This is a genomic window from Demequina maris (genome assembly GCF_000971155.1).
Taxonomy (GTDB): Bacteria; Actinomycetota; Actinomycetes; order Actinomycetales; family Demequinaceae; genus Demequina; species Demequina maris.
On the sequence record NZ_BBLX01000001.1, the window covers coordinates 241,757 to 257,072 of the forward strand.

A 15,316-nucleotide genomic window follows, 5' to 3' on the forward strand; every position below is an offset into this window, starting at 1 on the left:
CCGGGTGTTCGACGTCGTCGAGGCCAGCATCGCCGACCTGCGCGCCGCGCTCGAGGACGGGAGCGCCACCGCCGTCGACCTGGTCCGCGCCTACGAGGCGCGGGCCGCGGCCTACGACGCGCCCGGCACCGCGACGGCCCTCAATGCCATCGTGGTGCGCAACCCCGACGCGCTCACGGAGGCGGAGGCCTCGGACGCCCGCCGCGCGGCGGGCGCCACGCTCGGACCGCTCGACGGCATCCCGTACACCGCGAAGGACTCCTACCTGGTGCGGGGGCTCACGGCCGCCTCGGGCAGCCCCGCGTTCGCCGACCTCGTCGCGCAGCGCGACGCCTTCACGATCGGGCGCCTGCGCGCCGCGGGAGCGATCTGCCTGGGGCTGACCAACATGCCCCCCATGGCGAACGGCGGCATGCAGCGCGGCCTCTACGGCCGCGCCGAGAGCCCCTACAACGCTGGCTTCCTCACCGCACCGTTCGCCTCGGGCTCGTCGAACGGCTCGGGCACCGCGACGGCGGCCAGCATGGGCGCGTTCGGGCTCGGCGAGGAGACGTGGTCCAGCGGGCGCGGCCCGGCCTCCCACAACGCGCTGTGCGCGTACACGCCGTCGCGCGGCGTGGTCTCGGTGCGCGGCAACTGGCCGCTCGTGCCCACGATGGACGTGGTCGTGCCCCACACCCGCACGATGGCCGACCTGCTCGAGGTGCTCGACGTCGTCGTCGCCGACGACCCGGAGACCCGCGGCGACCTGTGGCGCGCTCAGCCGTGGGTCGACCTGCCCCGCGCCTCGGAGGTCCGCCCCGACCGTTACCCCGCGCTCGCCCCGGCGAACCCGGCCGCCGCGCTCGCCGGGCTGACGCTCGGCGTGCCCCGGATGTACGTGAATGCCGACCCGGAGGCCGGCACCGCATCGTCCCCGGGCATCGGCGGCCCCACCGGCGCGCGCATCGTCACGCATCCGGACGTCATCGCGCTGTGGGAGCGTGCGCGGGCGGACCTGGAGGCGGCCGGCGCGACGGTGGTCGAGGTGGACCTGCCGATGGTGTCGCGCTACGAGGGCGACCGGCCCGGCTCCCCCACCATCCGCGACCGCGCCGAGCTGCCGCCGGGCTTCCTCGCCCGCGAGATCCTCGACCTGTCCGCGTGGGCGTGGGAGGACTTCCTCGATGCGAACGGCGACCCGGCGCTGCGCACCCTCGCCGATGTCGACGGCGCGACGATCTTCCCCGCGCCCCCGGGCGCCCTTCCCGACCGGTACGACGGCTTCGACGACGACATCGCCGACTACCCCGCGTGGGTGCGCGCGCACCCGGGCACCCGGCTCGAGGGCATCCCGACGCTCGCCGAGGGCCTCGCGGGCCTCGAGGCGATCCGCGAGGCCGACCTCGAGGACTGGTTGGACGGCCTCGGGCTCGCCGCGCTCGTGTTCCCCGCGGTCGCGGACGTGGCGCGCGCGGACATGGACGTCAACCCGTCGTCGGCCGACGACGGCTGGCGCAACGGCGTGTGGATCGCGAACGGCAACCTCGCGATCCGCCACCTCGGCGTGCCGACCGTCACCGTCCCCATGGGCACGATGCGCTCCTCCGGGATGCCCGTCGGGCTCACGTTCGCGGGGCGCGCGTACGACGACAGCGCGCTGCTGCGCCTGGGCTGCGCGTTCGAGGCTCTCGCGCCCCGCCGCGTGGCGCCGCCCCGCACCCCCCGACTGCCCGAGCCCGAGGAGGCACGATGACCCGCCGCATGCCCGCCGAGTGGGAGCCGCACTCGCGCTCCTGGATGTCCTGGCCCAGCGCCGGCTACCTGCTCGAGGAGGGCGGCGGCGATCCCGAGGAGGCGCTGCGCGCGTGGTCGCAGGTCGCGAATGCGGTCGTCGCGCGGGAGCCCCTGACGATGCTCGTGTCGCCCGAGGCGGTCGACGTCGCCCGCGCGTGGCTGGACCCGCGCATCGTGCTGCTCGAGGTGCCCTTGGACGACGCATGGTTCCGGGACGCCGGGCCGACCTTCGTCGTCGACGACGGCGCGCTCGCCGGTGTCGACTGGGTGTTCAACGGCTGGGGCGCGCAGGACTGGGCGACCTGGGACAAGGACGCGCTCGCCGCGCGGGCCGCGCTCGCGTCGGCGGGCGTGCCGCGGATCGCGAGCGAGCTGGTCAACGAGGGCGGCGGCATCCACACCGACGGCCGCGGCACCTTCCTGGTCACGGAGACCGTGCAGCTCGATCCGGGCCGCAACCCCGGGTGGACGCACGCGCAGGTCGAGGACGAGCTCGCCCGCACCGTGGGCGCCCGCAAGGTCATCTGGCTGCCGCGCGGCCTCACGCGCGACTCGGAGCGCTACGGCACGCGCGGCCACGTCGACATCGTCGCGTGCTTCACGCCCGGCGGCCAGGTGCTGGTGCACGACCAGCGCGACCCCGCGCATCCGGACCACGAGGTCTCGGCGCAGGTCCGCGAGGTGCTCGCGGCGGCCACGGACGCGGACGGGCGCCCGCTCGAGCTCGTCCCGATCCCGGCGCCGGCCACGCTGCGCGACGACGAGGGCTGGGTCGACTGGTCGTACGTCAACCACTACGTGCTCAACGGCGCCGTCGTCGCGTGCGTGTTCGACGACCCGCACGACTCCGAGGCGCTCGAGGTGCTGGCCGCGGCCTACCCGGGCCGCGAGATCGTGCCGGTGGACGCCCGCCCGATCTTCGACCGCGGCGGCGGCATCCACTGCATCACGCAGCAGCAGCCCGCGATCGAGGCCTGAGCCGTACACCCTGCCGTTCCCCTCGGCGTTTTCATGCACTTTGCACGCGTGGAGGCGCATCCCGCGGATGCAACGCCGGGGCACAGCCGCCGGCGCCTTGCGAAAACCCTGCTAGATCGACGGCCGCCCTCCCGTCATTAGGCGGCTGAGCAGCGAACCGCCCGCGCCCCGCGCCGCAACTGCATGAAAACGCCGAGCGTGCGAGTACGCGACACGGCGGCCTGGCTTCTTCGAACAAGGCACGAGCGTTGATACAACGGGATCAGCTGAGCGGGTCGTTCAAGGGGGATCGATCATGTTCGGTGGGAGCAAGCGTCGTCGCGAGGACCTCACAGCGGAGACATCGTCAACAGGCACCGGCAAGGATGGCCCCAACGGACACGACTGGGTTGCGCTTTCGGTCTCGGTGCTCGCCCTCGCGGTGAGCGGCCTTGCCTTCTTCGCACCCACGGTCCACAAGTCGCACACGCAGGAGGTGATAGCGGGCGCACTGGGCGCGAAGACCATCAACGAGCTCATGTCAGGCAGAAGCGTGACTGCGCCCGACTCCCCCGCCGATGTGTTCTTCGAGCGACTCGCTCTTATCTGGCGTGCGGCGGAGGACGCGAAGGTCGAGGTGGACGCGCCCGTTTGCCCCCCCCGACCGCCCCAACTTCAGCATCGGCAAGCGGACCGTCTGCATCTTCGCCGCCGGCGGGTTCGGCGATGCGAACGTCACCCATACGATCACCGAGTTCCAGCATGACGGCAATGGGCTGGTCACGAGCTTCTCGGTCGACGGCCTGCCTCTCACCACGCTCGTTCCTGACAATCCCAAGGAGTACGACGCGGGCATCCAGCACGCACCGTTCCAGGCCTTCTTCCTCGGGTCCGTCATGATGCCCGGCGACCCGGCCAACGCGAGCGCATCCGCCGAAGGCGGAAGGTCCGCAGGTGGTGGTACGCACAGTGGCACCGCGACCTACAGCTACATCCTGCGCATCGACTTCGCGAGCAGTCTGCCCGGGCGCCAGTTCACGGATGTCACCGCGTCGGGCGAGGACGTGCACTACGACGCCGTAGAGGTGCCCGCGATCGCGCCGGCGGCGTTCGATGCGAACGACGAGCCCACCGTCGTGTTCACGCTGAGCGACCCGAACGTGGGATTCCTCGAGCTATGCCTCACGCATACCGACGACGAGGGCAACGTCGTGGGGCTCGCCACACAGAACGCGGCAGGTGAGGACGTGGTCGTGCCCTGGAAGGACATCTGCGGCCGTGCACATCCGGACCACTAGCCCAGACGAGCGAACGGCACCGCGTGCCCGACCGCGAGCGAGCCCGGCACGTCAAGAACGCGCTGGTTGCGGCTGCCGCGGAACGCCAGCGAGAGGTCGCGCTCGGCGAGCTCGAACGGGCCGTCGACCAGCACGTCGACCTGCGCGAGCAGCGCCCGCTTGTCCTCGCTCTCGCCCAGCAGCTCCTCGAACGTGTAGCCCGTCCAGCACCACACGTCCTTGCCGGGCAGCTCGGCGCGCATGCGCCGCACCAGCGACAGGCACGTGCCGGTGTTGAGGAACGGCTCGCCGCCCACGAGCGACAGGCCCTGCACCGCGGGATGCGCGAGGTCGGACAGGATCCGCTCCTCCAGCTCCAGCGTGTAGGGCTCGCCGCAGCGGAAGCTCCACGCGTCCTCGTTGAAGCAGCCCTCGCACTGGAAGAGGCAGCCGCTCACGTACAGGCTGCACCGCACGCCCTCGCCGTCGACGAAGACGAAGGGCTTGTAGTCGGCGACGTGGCCCTGGCTGACCCGGGAGGCCAGCCAGGACTCGCGCACCGGCGCGCGGTGCATCGTCAGCCCTCCTGCGTGCGCGCCAGCCGCTCGCACGGGTCGAGCGCCGACAGCGGCACCCGCACGTCGTCATCCATGTGCTTGACGCGCGAGGAGATCTCCTGGTGGCGGCCGTGCACCATGGGCCGCTGCTGCGGATTGCCGAGGTAGCCGCACGTGCGCTTGACCACGTCGCACGTGCGCGGGTCGTCGTTGCCGCACGCCGGGCACGCGAAGCCGCGTGCGGTCGGGTCGAAGTCGCCCGCGTAGCCGCACGCGAAGCAGCGGTCGATGGGCGTGTTGGTGCCGAGGTACCCGACGCGGTCGTACGCGTAGTCCCACACCGCCTCGAGCGCCTTCGGGTTCTGCTGCAGCACCGGGTACTCGCAGTAGTGGATGAACCCGCCCGAGGTCAGCGGCGCGTACTCGGCCTCGAAGTCGAGCTTCTCGAACGGCGTGGGGTTCTTGCGCACGTCGTAGTGGAACGAGTTCGTGTAGTAGTCCTTGTCGGTGATGTCCGCGACGGAGCCGAAGCGCTCCTTGTCGAGACGGCAGAACCGGTCGGTGAGGCTCTCGGACGGGGTCGAGTACACGCTGAAGTGGTAGCCGGAGGCGGCCTTCCACGCGGCCGCGCGCTCCCGCAGCGTCCGCAGCACGCGCACCGTGAGCTCCTTCGCCTCGGGGTTGGACTCCCATTCGCCGCCATAGAACGCGGTGGCGACCTCGTACAGGCCGATGTAGCCCAGCGAGACCGTGGCGCGGCCGTCGCGGAACAGCGAGTCGACGTCCTCCGCCGGCGCGAGCCGCTTCCCGAACGCGCCGTGGATGTAGAGGATCGGCGCGTTGCCCGGCACCGCCTCCTTGCACCGCTCGATGCGGTAGCTCAGCGCATCGTGCATCGTCTCGAGCCGCTCGTCGAGCAGCCGCCAGAAGGTGGCCTGGTCGCCCTCGGACTCGAGGGCGATGCGCGGCAGGTTCAGCGTCACGACGCCGAGGTTCATACGCCCCTCGACCACGTCCTGACCGTCCTCGTCCTCCCAACCCTGCAGGAACGAGCGGCAGCCCATGGGCGCCTTGAACGAGCCGGTGATCTCGACGATCTTGTCGTAGCTCAGCACGTCCGGGTACATGCGCTTGGTCGCGCACTCGACGGCGAGCGCCTTGATGTCGTAGTTGGGGTCGTCCTCGGCGAGGTTGAGCCCCCGCTTCACCGTGAACAGCAGCTTGGGGAAGATCGCGGTCCGGCCCTCGCGGCCCAGCCCCCGGATGCGGATCTGCAGGATCGCCTTCTGGATCTCGCGCTCGTACCAGCCGGTGCCGAGCCCGAAGCCGATCGACGTGAACGGCGTCTGGCCGTTCGAGGTGAAGAGCGTGTTGATCTCGTACTCGAGCGACTGCATCGCGTCGTAGATGTCCTTGCGCGTCTTCTCCTGGACGTAGTCCTCGCGGCGCGCGGGGTCGTCGATCCAGGCGGCGGCGTCGGCCTCGTGCTTCGCGCGGTTGAGCGCGGCGTAGGGCGCGAGCAGCTCGTCGATGCGGTTGACCGTGCAGCCGCCGTACTGGCTCGACGACACGTTCGCGATGATCTGCGAGATCTGCGCGGTGGCCGTCTGGATCGAGCGCGGCGGCTCGACCTGTGCGTTGCCGATGCGGAAGCCGGCCGACAGCATCGTCTTGAAGTCGATGAGGCAGCAGTTCGTCATCGGCGCATACGGGTGGTAGTCGAGGTCGTGGTAGTGGAGGTCGCCCTTCTGGTGGGCGTTCGCCACGTGCGCCGGCAGCATGCGCAGGCCGATCGCCTTGCCCACCATGCCCGCGGTGAGGTCGCGCTGCGTGTTGTAGACCTCGGCGTCCTTGTTGGCGTTCTCGTGGACCACGCTCGAGTCCTTGGACATCAGCCGCGTGATGGAGTGGTTGAGGTCCATCGCCTTGGAGCGAGAGAAGTCCCGGTCGACGCGGTAGTCGATGTAGGCACGCGCGACGTCGTATTCCCCCGCCTCCAGCAGCTCGTGCTCGACCACGCTCTGGATCTCGTAGATCTTCACGGTGTCCGTGAAGCGCGCCGTGAGCTCGGAGTCCACGCGCGCGACGAGCCCGTCGAGCGCCGCCTCCTGCGCGGGCGTCAGCGCGCCGTGCACCGCGGTGAAGGCCTTGGCGAGCGCCGCGGCGATGCGGCGGTCGTCGAAGATCAGCGTGCGTCCGTCGCGCTTGACGACCCGGAGGACGGGGCGGTCGTCCCCCTCGTCGGTGTGCGTCCGGTCCAGCTCGGTGATGCTCATGAGGGCTCCCCTTCGTGTCCTGTCATCCCGCCGGCCCGCCCCTCAACACAACATCTAGGGCCTCCGGTCGCATGTGAACACTAGATCTCGTGGTCGCGGGAGACTGGGCCCTTGGTCCCAAGCAGGCCTCTTCGGGGACGATGCGGCGGTCGGCCGTGCGGGGCGGGGGCCGAAGAGGGCGCGGGCGGATCCACCGCCCCCCGGCGTGTCGCGTGCGACACGCGCCGCCTTCGCTCCGAGGCCGCGCACCTTAGTGCCACCCGGCACCGACGGTTGACATATCCGCCACTGTGAGACGGAGATCACACGGCGACCCCGCCGCATGCCCCCGGGGAGATGTCGCCCCTGCATACACCCCCGATGGGAAGGCTCACCTCACCCGGCACCCCGGCCGCACCGGGCGCCGAGCACGAATCGTGCACGGGCACGCACGGATATCGCAGTTATGGTCTTACGAGCCCTCGCACCACGAAGCGCCGCTGGCACGGCCGCGGCAGCTCGGTGCATCAGGCAGTCCTTGACCCCCACCCTGGAGACATGTGCGCAAGTTTCACCTGCCCTTCCGATGGCAGACGGCGACGACGTTCGCCGTCTGCTGCTTTCTTGGCGGCATCGCCGTCGCGCTCGGCGTGCACGAGCAGCGCGTGGGAAGCGCCGTCGAGGAGGCACGTGCGCAGGCACGTCTCCTCGACGAGGAGCGGGAGAAGCTGGAGCTGACGCTCGCCAAGGCGCGCGAGGTCTCCGAGGTCTCGGAGTCCGTCGCCGACGAGGACCTGGTCGCCTCGGCGGCGGCCGAGCTCGCGCAGGCCGCGACCTCCGCGGCCTTCGCTGCCGAGCAGCACAACATCCTCGTGAGCGCGTCCGCCGTGGTCCCGCCGGCGTGGGCGAACGCCCCCCTCGGCGTCGAGACGGCGCGCGGCCCGTACGCCGCGACCCCGTCGCTCGAGGTCGACGTGGCGGCCGTCCTCGGTGAGGTCGAGGCCGCGGTCTCCGACGAGGCCGACGACGCGACGACGTCCGACGCCACTGTCGAGGCCTCGCCGGACGCGTCCGCCAGCGCCTCGCCGTCGACCGAGCCCAGCGCGACGGCCAGCGCCTCTCCCTCGGTCGAGGCCAGCGCCTCCACCGAGCCCTCGCCGAGCGCCTCCGCGTCCGCGGACGCGAGCGTCGAGCCCTCGGCCGAGCCCAGCGCGTCGCCCGAGGCGGAGCCCACCGAGACGACCGCCGCGGAGGACGCGGCCGCGCTCGCCACCCTCATCGACGACTCCGAGGTGGCGCAGGTGCTGCTCGGCGAGATCGACGACCTCGAGACCGTTGCCGCGACCGTCACCCGGCTCGAGCAGGCCGCCGCGCAGCTCGACGCCGCCACCCGCCGCATCGAGGGCACCACCGCGGTGCTCGAGGCCGCCACGGCCGAGGCCGCGCTCGAGCGCGCCAACCTCACGCTCGAGCAGAAGCTCGACGCCGTGAAGGCCGTCGGCGACTCCGCGAAGGACATGATCGAGGCGGTCGACGGCAAGGTCGCCAAGAAGTCGACGATCACGGACCTCACGCAGGCCCGCCGCACCCTGCTCGACCTGCGCAAGACGGAGGTCGACCGCGACGACGCCGAGGCCGTCGAGGTGCTCATCACGGACGTGCGGAACGCGACGCTCAACGTCGAGGCCGCCGAGCAGGCGCTGTACAAGTCCCACCACGCGTGGGTGAAGTCCGAGAACAAGCGCCGCACCCAGATCAACAAGAAGCGTCTCGCGACGTACGAGCGCCAGGTGGACAAGGCGTACGCCAACGCGCACGCCCAGTACGCGAACGCCGCGGCCGCCCGCCAGGACGGCTGGTCGGGCGCCCCGTCCGGAATCTCGTACAGCAACGGCCAGGTCCCGTCGTCGCAGCTGTGCTCGCTGTCGTTCGCCGCGGGCCACCAGCTCCAGTGCGACGCCGCCGAGGCGCTCGAGCGCGCCGACGACGCCTACTACGCGCAGACCGGCAGCCACCTCTCGGTGAGCTCGTCGTACCGCTCGTACGGGGCGCAGGTCGCGACCAAGGCCTCGAAGGGCTACCTCGCCGCGACGCCCGGCACCTCGAACCACGGCTGGGGCATGGCCGCGGACTTCGCGCCCGCCTCGGCGGCGTGGATGTCCGCCAACGGCGAGAAGTACGGCTGGGTGCACCCCCTGTGGGCCCGTCCCGGCGGATCGAAGCCCGAGTCGTGGCACCTCGAGTTCGTGGCGCCCGACATCACCGTGAACATGCCGTCCAAGCCGACCCTGATGAAGAAGGTGTCGAGCTCGCTCAAGGGCTAGACGGGCACCGCCCGCACCGCGGCGCCGAGCCCGGGGTCGATCATGGCCCCGGTGGCGCTCATGACGGCGTCCGCGCCGGCGGCGCGGTAGGCGGCGTAGTGCGCGGCGGTCAGCACGCCGCCCACGCCCACGATCGCGAACTCCCCCGCCCCCGCGTCGCGCAGGCGCGCGAGCCGGGCCGTCATCTCGAGACCGGCCCATCGGATCGCGTCGCCGCACACGCCCGCCACCTCGCGGCCCGCTCCGGGCAGCGCCGGCCCGCCGGCACGGTCGACCAGCCGCGCGGGCAGCGTGTTGACCGCCGCGTACCCGTCCACGATGCCGGCCGTCGCGTCGACGAACCGCGCCAGCGCCGCATCGTCCCGGACGTAGGCCAGCTTGAGGATCAGCGGCACGTCCCCGACCGCCTCCTTCACGGCCCCCGAGATGCGGGCCACCTGAGCCGCGTCGAAGCACAGCAGCGCGCCCGTGCCCTCGTTCGGGCAGCTGAGGTTCATCTCCAGCACGGGCGCCCCGGTCTCCGCGACGAGCCGTGCCGCCGCCACGTGGTCGGCCACGTACGCGGTCTCGCGGTCCGCCACCCCGACGGGCGGATGGGTGCCCTGGAACGAGCCCACCAGGAGCTGGCCCTCACCGGCCGCCGCGACGGCGGCGGCCATGTCGGGCTGCCACGCATCGGGATCTCGCGACGGCACGCCGAACGAGTTGGAGATGCTCGTCGCCCCGTCGAGGTCGCCGTCGGCCACGAGAGGCTCGGTGCGGTCCGCCGCGAGGTCGCCGTCGACGTGCACGGCGAGCGCGTTGGGGAACGGGTGGGACGCGCGCGCCCCGGTGCGCACGGTCTTGTACACGTTGACGTCGAAGCCGTGACGGAACGCGGCGGCGGCGAACGCGGCGTTCACCAGCGGACCCGCGGGGATCCCGAAGGGCCGCGCGACCTCGAGCCCGAGGAACGTCTCGGTCCGCACGGGCGCCTCGAGGCCGTCCGCCGGCCCGGCGAGCGGCCCGAAGGGGCCGTGCGCGTAGTTGTCGTCGTACGTGCGGCGCGGATCGTAGAACCAGGTCATCGTGGCTCGAGGCTAGCGGCGAGCGGAACGCCGTGGCCGGGACCTCGGGGCCGCGCCGTGCAGGCGGGCCGCGCGCGTGATTCGCTGGGCAGGTGACCCCGGTGCTCGACGTCGACTACCTCGTGGTCGGCGCGGGCGCGGCCGGCCTCGCCTTCGTCGACTCCCTCGTCGACCACGCCGACGCGACCGTGGCGATCGTCGACACGCGCGAGTCCCCCGGCGGGCACTGGCGGGACGCGTACCCGTTCGTGCGCCTGCATCAGGCCTCCACCTTCTACGGCGTCGCGTCGACGGTGCTCGGCGGCGCGCTGCAGGAGTCCGGACCGGAGGCCGGGCTCCAGGAACGCGCGACCGGCGCGGAGATCCGTGCCTACTACGAGGCCGTGGTGGCGCGCCTGGTCGGCACGGGCCGCGCGACGCTCCTCGGCGGCGCGCGGCACGTGGGCGAGGGCCGCATCGTCCCCGCCGACGGCGGCCAGGAGGTGCGTGTGCGGCCCGGGTGCCGCATCGTCGACGCGCGCTACCTCTCCCCCGTCATCCCCGCGCTCGCTCCCCCGCCGTTCGCCGTCGCCGACGATGCCCGCGTGCTCCCGGTCGGCCGGATCGACGAGGCGCTCGACGCGCCCCGGCAGGTGGTGGTCGGCTCCGGGAAGACCGCGACCGACGCCATCGTCCACCTGCTCGACCGCGGGACCGACCCGGACCGGATCGCGTGGATCCGCCCGCGCGACCCCTGGATGCTCGACCGCGCCGTCATCCAGCCCGACCCGGCCGTGTTCCAGGGCATGGTCGCCGCGACGTGGGAGGCGGCCGCGTCCGCCCGCACGCTCGACGACCTCTTCACCCGGCTCGAGGCCGCCGGGGTGATGATGCGCATCGACCCGGCGGTGACGCCCACCATGGCGAAGTGCCCCACGCTCGGCCGCTGGGAGCTCGCGCTCCTGCGCTCGGTCGAGCACGTCGTCCGGCTCGGGCACGTGCGATCGGTCGGAGCGCGCCGCATCGTGCTCGCCGAGGGCGACGTCGCCGTGCCGGCGGGCACGGCGGTGATCCACTGCGCCGCGGACGGGCTGCCGCGACCGCCGCGGATCCCCGTGTGGGCTCCCGAGGCGATCACGCTCCAACCCATCCGGTCGGGCTTCCCGTGCTTCGGCGCCGCGCTCGTCGGGTACGTCGAGGCGACGCGCGCGGACGACGCCCGCAAGAACGCGCTGTGCCCGCCCACGCAGTACGGCGACACGCGTGCCGACTGGGCGGAGATGACGCTGCGCGGGGCACGCTCCTCCGCGGCGTTCCTCGCGGAGCCGGACATCCGCGCGTGGGCCGACAGCGTGGCGCTCAACCCGGCGCGCGTCCCCGCGGGCTCGGCGTCGCCCGCGCTCGACGACGCGCGGGAGAGGATCGCGCACCATGGCCCGGAGGCCATGAGGAGGCTCGCGGCCCTCGCCGGCCTCGCCGCATAGACCGGCTCTCGGCAAACCCTGAGCCGGGTGCCAGGGAAAACGCGGTACACGCTTCCTAGCCTGGCCGGCATGACCTCGACGATCCCCGCCCGCCCTCATCGCCTCCGCCGCCGCATCGTGGCCGGCGTCGCCACGTTCCTTCTCGTGCTCGCCGCGATCGCCGCGTGGGCGCTCGACCGCTACGTGGTCGACCACGTCGAGGTCGCGAACGCCTCGGCGTACGAGGCCGAGCTCGCCGCGGCGGACGCCGCATCCGACGACGACGGCGACGATGCGGCGCTGACGACGACGGAGGACGCGACCGACGAGGACGCGCCGGAGATCACCGTCACGGAGCACACGTACGGCAGCGGCGCGGACCAGGCCACCTACTACGTGGCGGACGTCGTGCTGAGCGACATCACCCAGCTGCGCTCGGCCTTCGCCGACGACGCCTTCGGGGAGAACATCGTCGAGTACCCGTCGGACATCGCGGCGGACGTCGGCGCGCCGCTCGCGATCAACGGCGACTACTACGGCTTCCGCACCACGGGCATCGAGATCCGCAACGGCGTCGTCTACCGGGACGAGCCGGCGCGCGAGGGCGCGGTCATCTGGGCCGACGGCACGATGGAGGTCTACGACGAGACCACCACGTCGGCCCAGGAGCTGCTCGACGCGGGAGCGTGGCAGACGCTGTCCTTCGGGCCCGCGCTGGTCGACGACGGGGAGATCGTCGACGGGATCGACGCGGTCGAGGTCGACACCAACTTCGGCAACCACTCGATCCAGGGCGACCAGCCCCGCACCGCCATCGGCATGATCGACGCGAACCACTACGTCCTCGTGGTGGTGGACGGCCGCTCGAGCACCAGCGCGGGCGTCACCCTGACCGAGCTCGCGCAGATCATGCTCGACCTCGGCGCCACCGAGGCGTACAACCTCGACGGCGGCGGGTCCTCCACGATGGTGAGCGACGGCACCGTCGTCAACGTGCCGGGCGGCCGCGGCGAGGAGCGCGGCACGTCCGACATCCTGTGGGTCGGCTGACATGCGCGTGCTGATCCCCGCCTACGAGCCCGACGAGCGCCTCGTCGCGCTGATCGACGCGCTGCTGCCGGCGCACCGCGTGGTGGTGGTCGACGACGGCTCCGGCGATCGCTTCGCGCCCGTCTTCGCGGCCGTCGCGGCCCGCGGGGCCACCGTGCTGCGCCACGCGGACAACCGCGGCAAGGCCGGGGCGCTGCGGACCGGCTTCGCGTGGATGGTGGCGAACGCCCCGGGCGAGGCGGTGGTGTGCGCCGACAGCGACGGCCAGCACACGGCCGAGGACATCGGCCGCGTCGCCTCCGTCCTGCACGAGCGCGCGTCCGCGCGGCGGGACGATGCGGTGGTGCTGGGCGCGCGCGCGTTCACGGGCGAGGTCCCGCTACGGTCGCGCGCGGGCAACCGGGCCACCGCCGCCCTCCTCGCGGCCGCGACCGGGCGCCGGGTCTCCGACACCCAGACCGGCCTGCGCGGCTACCCGGCGGGGCTGCTGCCCTGGGCGCTCGGCGTGCGCGGCGAACGCTTCGCCTACGAGCTCGAGCTGCTGCTGGACGCGAGCCGGACGGGCATCCCCGTGGTCGAGGTCCCGATCAGCACGGTCTACCTCGAGGGCAACGCCTCGTCGCACTTCCGTCCCCTCGTCGACTCGTGGCGCGTGATGTGGCCGCTCGCGCTCTTCGCGGCGTCCTCGCTGCTCGCCTTCGCGATCGACACGGTCGCCGTGCTCGTGCTGTCCGCCCTCACGGGCTCCCTGGGGGTCGCGGTCGTCGGCGCGCGGGTGTTGAGCGCGACGACGAACTTCGCCGTCAACCGGAGGGCCGTCTTCCGTGCCCGCGGCGGGGTGACCGGTCAGGCGGCGCGCTACACGGCCCTCGCCCTGCTGCTGCTGTTCCTGAGCTACGCGTCGCTGCGCACGCTCACCGAGCTCGGGGTGCCGCTCCTGCCCGCAAAGCTGGTCACGGACCTCTCGCTGTGGGCGCTGTCGTACGGCGTCCAGCGGGCCGTGGTCTTCGCCCCGCAGTCCGCAGCGGATTCCAGCGCGCTGACGCCGAGGACGCACGATACTGCCGCCATTACGCAGGTATAGCGCCGGTCTCGTGCGTCTGTGGCCCCCTATCCTGACTCGGTGATCCCCAACCCCGGCCCCGAGGACATCCGTCCCGAGCGCATGCACGCCGTCTCCGCGGAGAGCCGCGCCATCGTCGAGGCGGTGCTCGACTACTCCCGCGGGCGCGCCCTGTACGAGGACATCCCGCTGGACGTCCCCGCCACGCCCGCGGAGCTCGCGGAGGTGGCCTCCGGGTCCATCACCGCGACCGGCATCGGCGCCACGCGCGCCCTCGCGCTGTTCGGCGACGTGCTCGCCCCCACGTGCCTGTCGACCGACCATCCCGGCTACCTCGCCTTCATCCCGTCCGCGCCGAGCAAGGCGGCGTCGGCCTTCGACCTCGTGGTCTCCGCGTCGTCGATCTACGCGGGCTCATGGCTGGAGGGCGCGGGCGCGGTCTTCGCCGAGAACGAGGTGCTCTCGTGGCTCGCCTCCGAGTTCGGGCTGCCGGACACCGCCGGCGGCGTCTTCGTGCAGGGCGGCACGATCGGCAACCTCTCCGCCCTCGTCGCCGCGCGCGACGAGGCGCGCCGACGCAACCGCGAGGCGGGCCGCCCGGACCCGGCGCGGTGGGCGGTCGTGTGCAGCGCCGAGTCGCACGCCTCGGTCGCCTCCGCGGCCGCCGTGATGGACATCGACGTGGTCGGCATCCACCCCGATGACGACGGGCGGCTGCACGGCCACGCCGTCGCCGAGGCGCTCGCGGAGCACGGCGACGCGGTCGTGGCGGTCGTCGCCACCGCGGGCACCACCAACTTCGGCATCGTCGACGACATCGCGGGCATCGCCGAGGTGACACGGCGGCACGGCGTGTGGCTGCATGTCGACGGCGCGTACGGCCTCGCCGGCATGCTGGTCGAGCGCATGCGCCCGGCCTACGCCGGCGTCGAGCATGCCGACTCGCTCATCGTCGACCCGCACAAGTGGCTCTTCGCGCCGTTCGACGCATGCGCGCTGCTCTACCGCGACCCGCGCATCGCCCGCCGCGCGCACACCCAGCACGCGTCGTACCTGGACACGCTCACCGAGGCGCCCGAGACCAACCCGTCCGACCTGTCGGTGCAGCTCACCCGGCGCGCCCGCGGTCTGCCGCTGTGGTTCTCGCTCGCGACCTACGGCACGGACGAGTACCGCTCCGCCATCGGCCGCGGGATCGACATGGCACGGCGCATCGCGGACGAGATCGAGCGCCGCGACGGTCTGTCGCTCGTGCGACGCCCGCAGCTGTCGGTCGTGGTGTTCCGCAAGGACGGCTGGACGCGCGCCGACTACGACGCGTGGTCCGCGCGCCTCCTGGGCGATCAGCGCGCGTTCGTGGTGCCGAGCTCCCACCACGGCGAGCCGGTGCTGCGCTTCGCGATCATCAACCCGCTCACCACGTACGAGCTGCTGTGCGAGGTGCTCGACACCCTCGGCTGACGGCTCCCGCCCCGCCCCTCTCCACACACGCGGGCTGGTGTGAACGCTCTACCGATGCAGCTGCGGCCGCGGACCTCGAGGTTCGCG

Annotated in this window: 11 protein-coding genes; 8 read left to right on the forward strand and 3 right to left on the reverse strand. The window is 72.6% G+C overall.

Going from position 1 to position 15,316, the window contains the following annotated elements; all coding sequences use genetic code 11:
* Positions 1-4 precede the first annotated feature (4 nt).
* The 3 genes from AOM02_RS01175 (at position 5) to AOM02_RS01185 (ending at position 4,031) form a co-directional block, all read left to right on the forward strand.
* Positions 5-1,735: an amidase gene (locus tag AOM02_RS01175; RefSeq protein ID WP_062295773.1), complete on the forward strand. Its 1,731-nt coding sequence runs from the start codon at positions 5-7 to the stop codon at positions 1,733-1,735.
* Entirely contained in the window at positions 1,732-2,754 is a 1,023-nt protein-coding gene (locus AOM02_RS01180) for an agmatine deiminase family protein (protein ID WP_062295775.1), read from the forward strand. The genes AOM02_RS01175 and AOM02_RS01180 overlap by 4 nt, the downstream gene beginning before the upstream one ends.
* A 590-nt stretch (positions 2,755-3,344) precedes the next feature.
* Positions 3,345-4,031, forward strand: coding sequence for a hypothetical protein (locus tag AOM02_RS01185; protein ID WP_062295777.1), 687 nt, complete (start codon positions 3,345-3,347; stop codon positions 4,029-4,031).
* Here the strand turns inward: AOM02_RS01185 and nrdG are convergent.
* Both nrdG and nrdD read right to left on the reverse strand, forming a co-directional pair.
* On the reverse strand, positions 4,028-4,585 hold the full coding sequence (gene nrdG / locus AOM02_RS01190; RefSeq protein ID WP_062295779.1) for an anaerobic ribonucleoside-triphosphate reductase activating protein: 558 nt from the start codon (positions 4,583-4,585) through the stop codon (positions 4,028-4,030). The genes AOM02_RS01185 and nrdG overlap by 4 nt on opposite strands.
* 2 nt (positions 4,586-4,587) lie before the next feature.
* Entirely contained in the window at positions 4,588-6,843 is a 2,256-nt protein-coding gene (gene nrdD, locus AOM02_RS01195) for an anaerobic ribonucleoside-triphosphate reductase (protein ID WP_082104800.1), read from the reverse strand.
* A 539-nt stretch (positions 6,844-7,382) separates the two neighbouring features.
* Between nrdD and AOM02_RS01200 the strand changes: the two genes are divergently transcribed.
* Positions 7,383-9,146: a M15 family metallopeptidase gene (locus AOM02_RS01200; RefSeq protein WP_062295781.1), complete on the forward strand. Its 1,764-nt coding sequence runs from the start codon at positions 7,383-7,385 to the stop codon at positions 9,144-9,146.
* Here AOM02_RS01200 and AOM02_RS01205 read toward each other — a convergent pair.
* Positions 9,143-10,213, reverse strand: a complete 1,071-nt coding sequence (locus AOM02_RS01205; protein ID WP_062295783.1) for a beta/alpha barrel domain-containing protein — start codon at positions 10,211-10,213, stop codon at positions 9,143-9,145. The genes AOM02_RS01200 and AOM02_RS01205 overlap by 4 nt on opposite strands.
* Before the next feature lie 92 nt (positions 10,214-10,305).
* Here AOM02_RS01205 and AOM02_RS01210 point away from each other — a divergent pair, with 92 nt between their 5' ends.
* The 4 genes from AOM02_RS01210 to AOM02_RS01225 all read left to right on the forward strand — a co-directional run bounded on the left by AOM02_RS01210 (position 10,306) and on the right by AOM02_RS01225 (position 15,229).
* Positions 10,306-11,676 carry an NAD(P)-binding protein gene (locus AOM02_RS01210; RefSeq protein WP_062295785.1) on the forward strand — a complete coding sequence of 457 codons (1,371 nt, stop codon included), beginning with the start codon at positions 10,306-10,308 and terminating at the stop codon, positions 11,674-11,676.
* Positions 11,677-11,745: 69 nt separating this feature from the next.
* A complete protein-coding gene (locus AOM02_RS01215) occupies positions 11,746-12,705 on the forward strand; it encodes a phosphodiester glycosidase family protein (RefSeq protein ID WP_156156022.1) in 960 nt (319 codons plus the stop codon).
* A gap of 1 nt (position 12,706) precedes the next feature.
* Positions 12,707-13,789 (forward strand): glycosyltransferase, encoded by a 1,083-nt coding sequence (locus tag AOM02_RS01220; protein ID WP_062295787.1) that lies wholly within the window; start codon positions 12,707-12,709, stop codon positions 13,787-13,789.
* Between the two features lie 81 nt (positions 13,790-13,870).
* A complete protein-coding gene (locus AOM02_RS01225; protein ID WP_062296215.1) occupies positions 13,871-15,229 on the forward strand; it encodes a pyridoxal phosphate-dependent decarboxylase family protein in 1,359 nt (452 codons plus the stop codon).
* The last annotated feature ends 87 nt before the right edge of the window (positions 15,230-15,316 follow it).

What these genes read in the sequence shown, in the direction of transcription:
- AOM02_RS01180 (WP_062295775.1), top strand. Translation starts at nt 1,732, where the DNA reads ATGACCCGCCGCATGCCCGCCGAGTGGGAGCCGCACTCGCGCTCCTGG.
- nrdG (WP_062295779.1), bottom strand. Translation starts at nt 4,585, where the DNA reads ATGCACCGCGCGCCGGTGCGCGAGTCCTGGCTGGCCTCCCGGGTCAGC.
- nrdD (WP_082104800.1), bottom strand. Translation starts at nt 6,843, where the DNA reads ATGAGCATCACCGAGCTGGACCGGACGCACACCGACGAGGGGGACGAC.
- AOM02_RS01205 (WP_062295783.1), bottom strand. Translation starts at nt 10,213, where the DNA reads ATGACCTGGTTCTACGATCCGCGCCGCACGTACGACGACAACTACGCG.
- AOM02_RS01215 (WP_156156022.1), top strand. Translation starts at nt 11,746, where the DNA reads ATGACCTCGACGATCCCCGCCCGCCCTCATCGCCTCCGCCGCCGCATC.
- AOM02_RS01220 (WP_062295787.1), top strand. Translation starts at nt 12,707, where the DNA reads ATGCGCGTGCTGATCCCCGCCTACGAGCCCGACGAGCGCCTCGTCGCG.
- AOM02_RS01225 (WP_062296215.1), top strand. Translation starts at nt 13,871, where the DNA reads ATGCACGCCGTCTCCGCGGAGAGCCGCGCCATCGTCGAGGCGGTGCTC.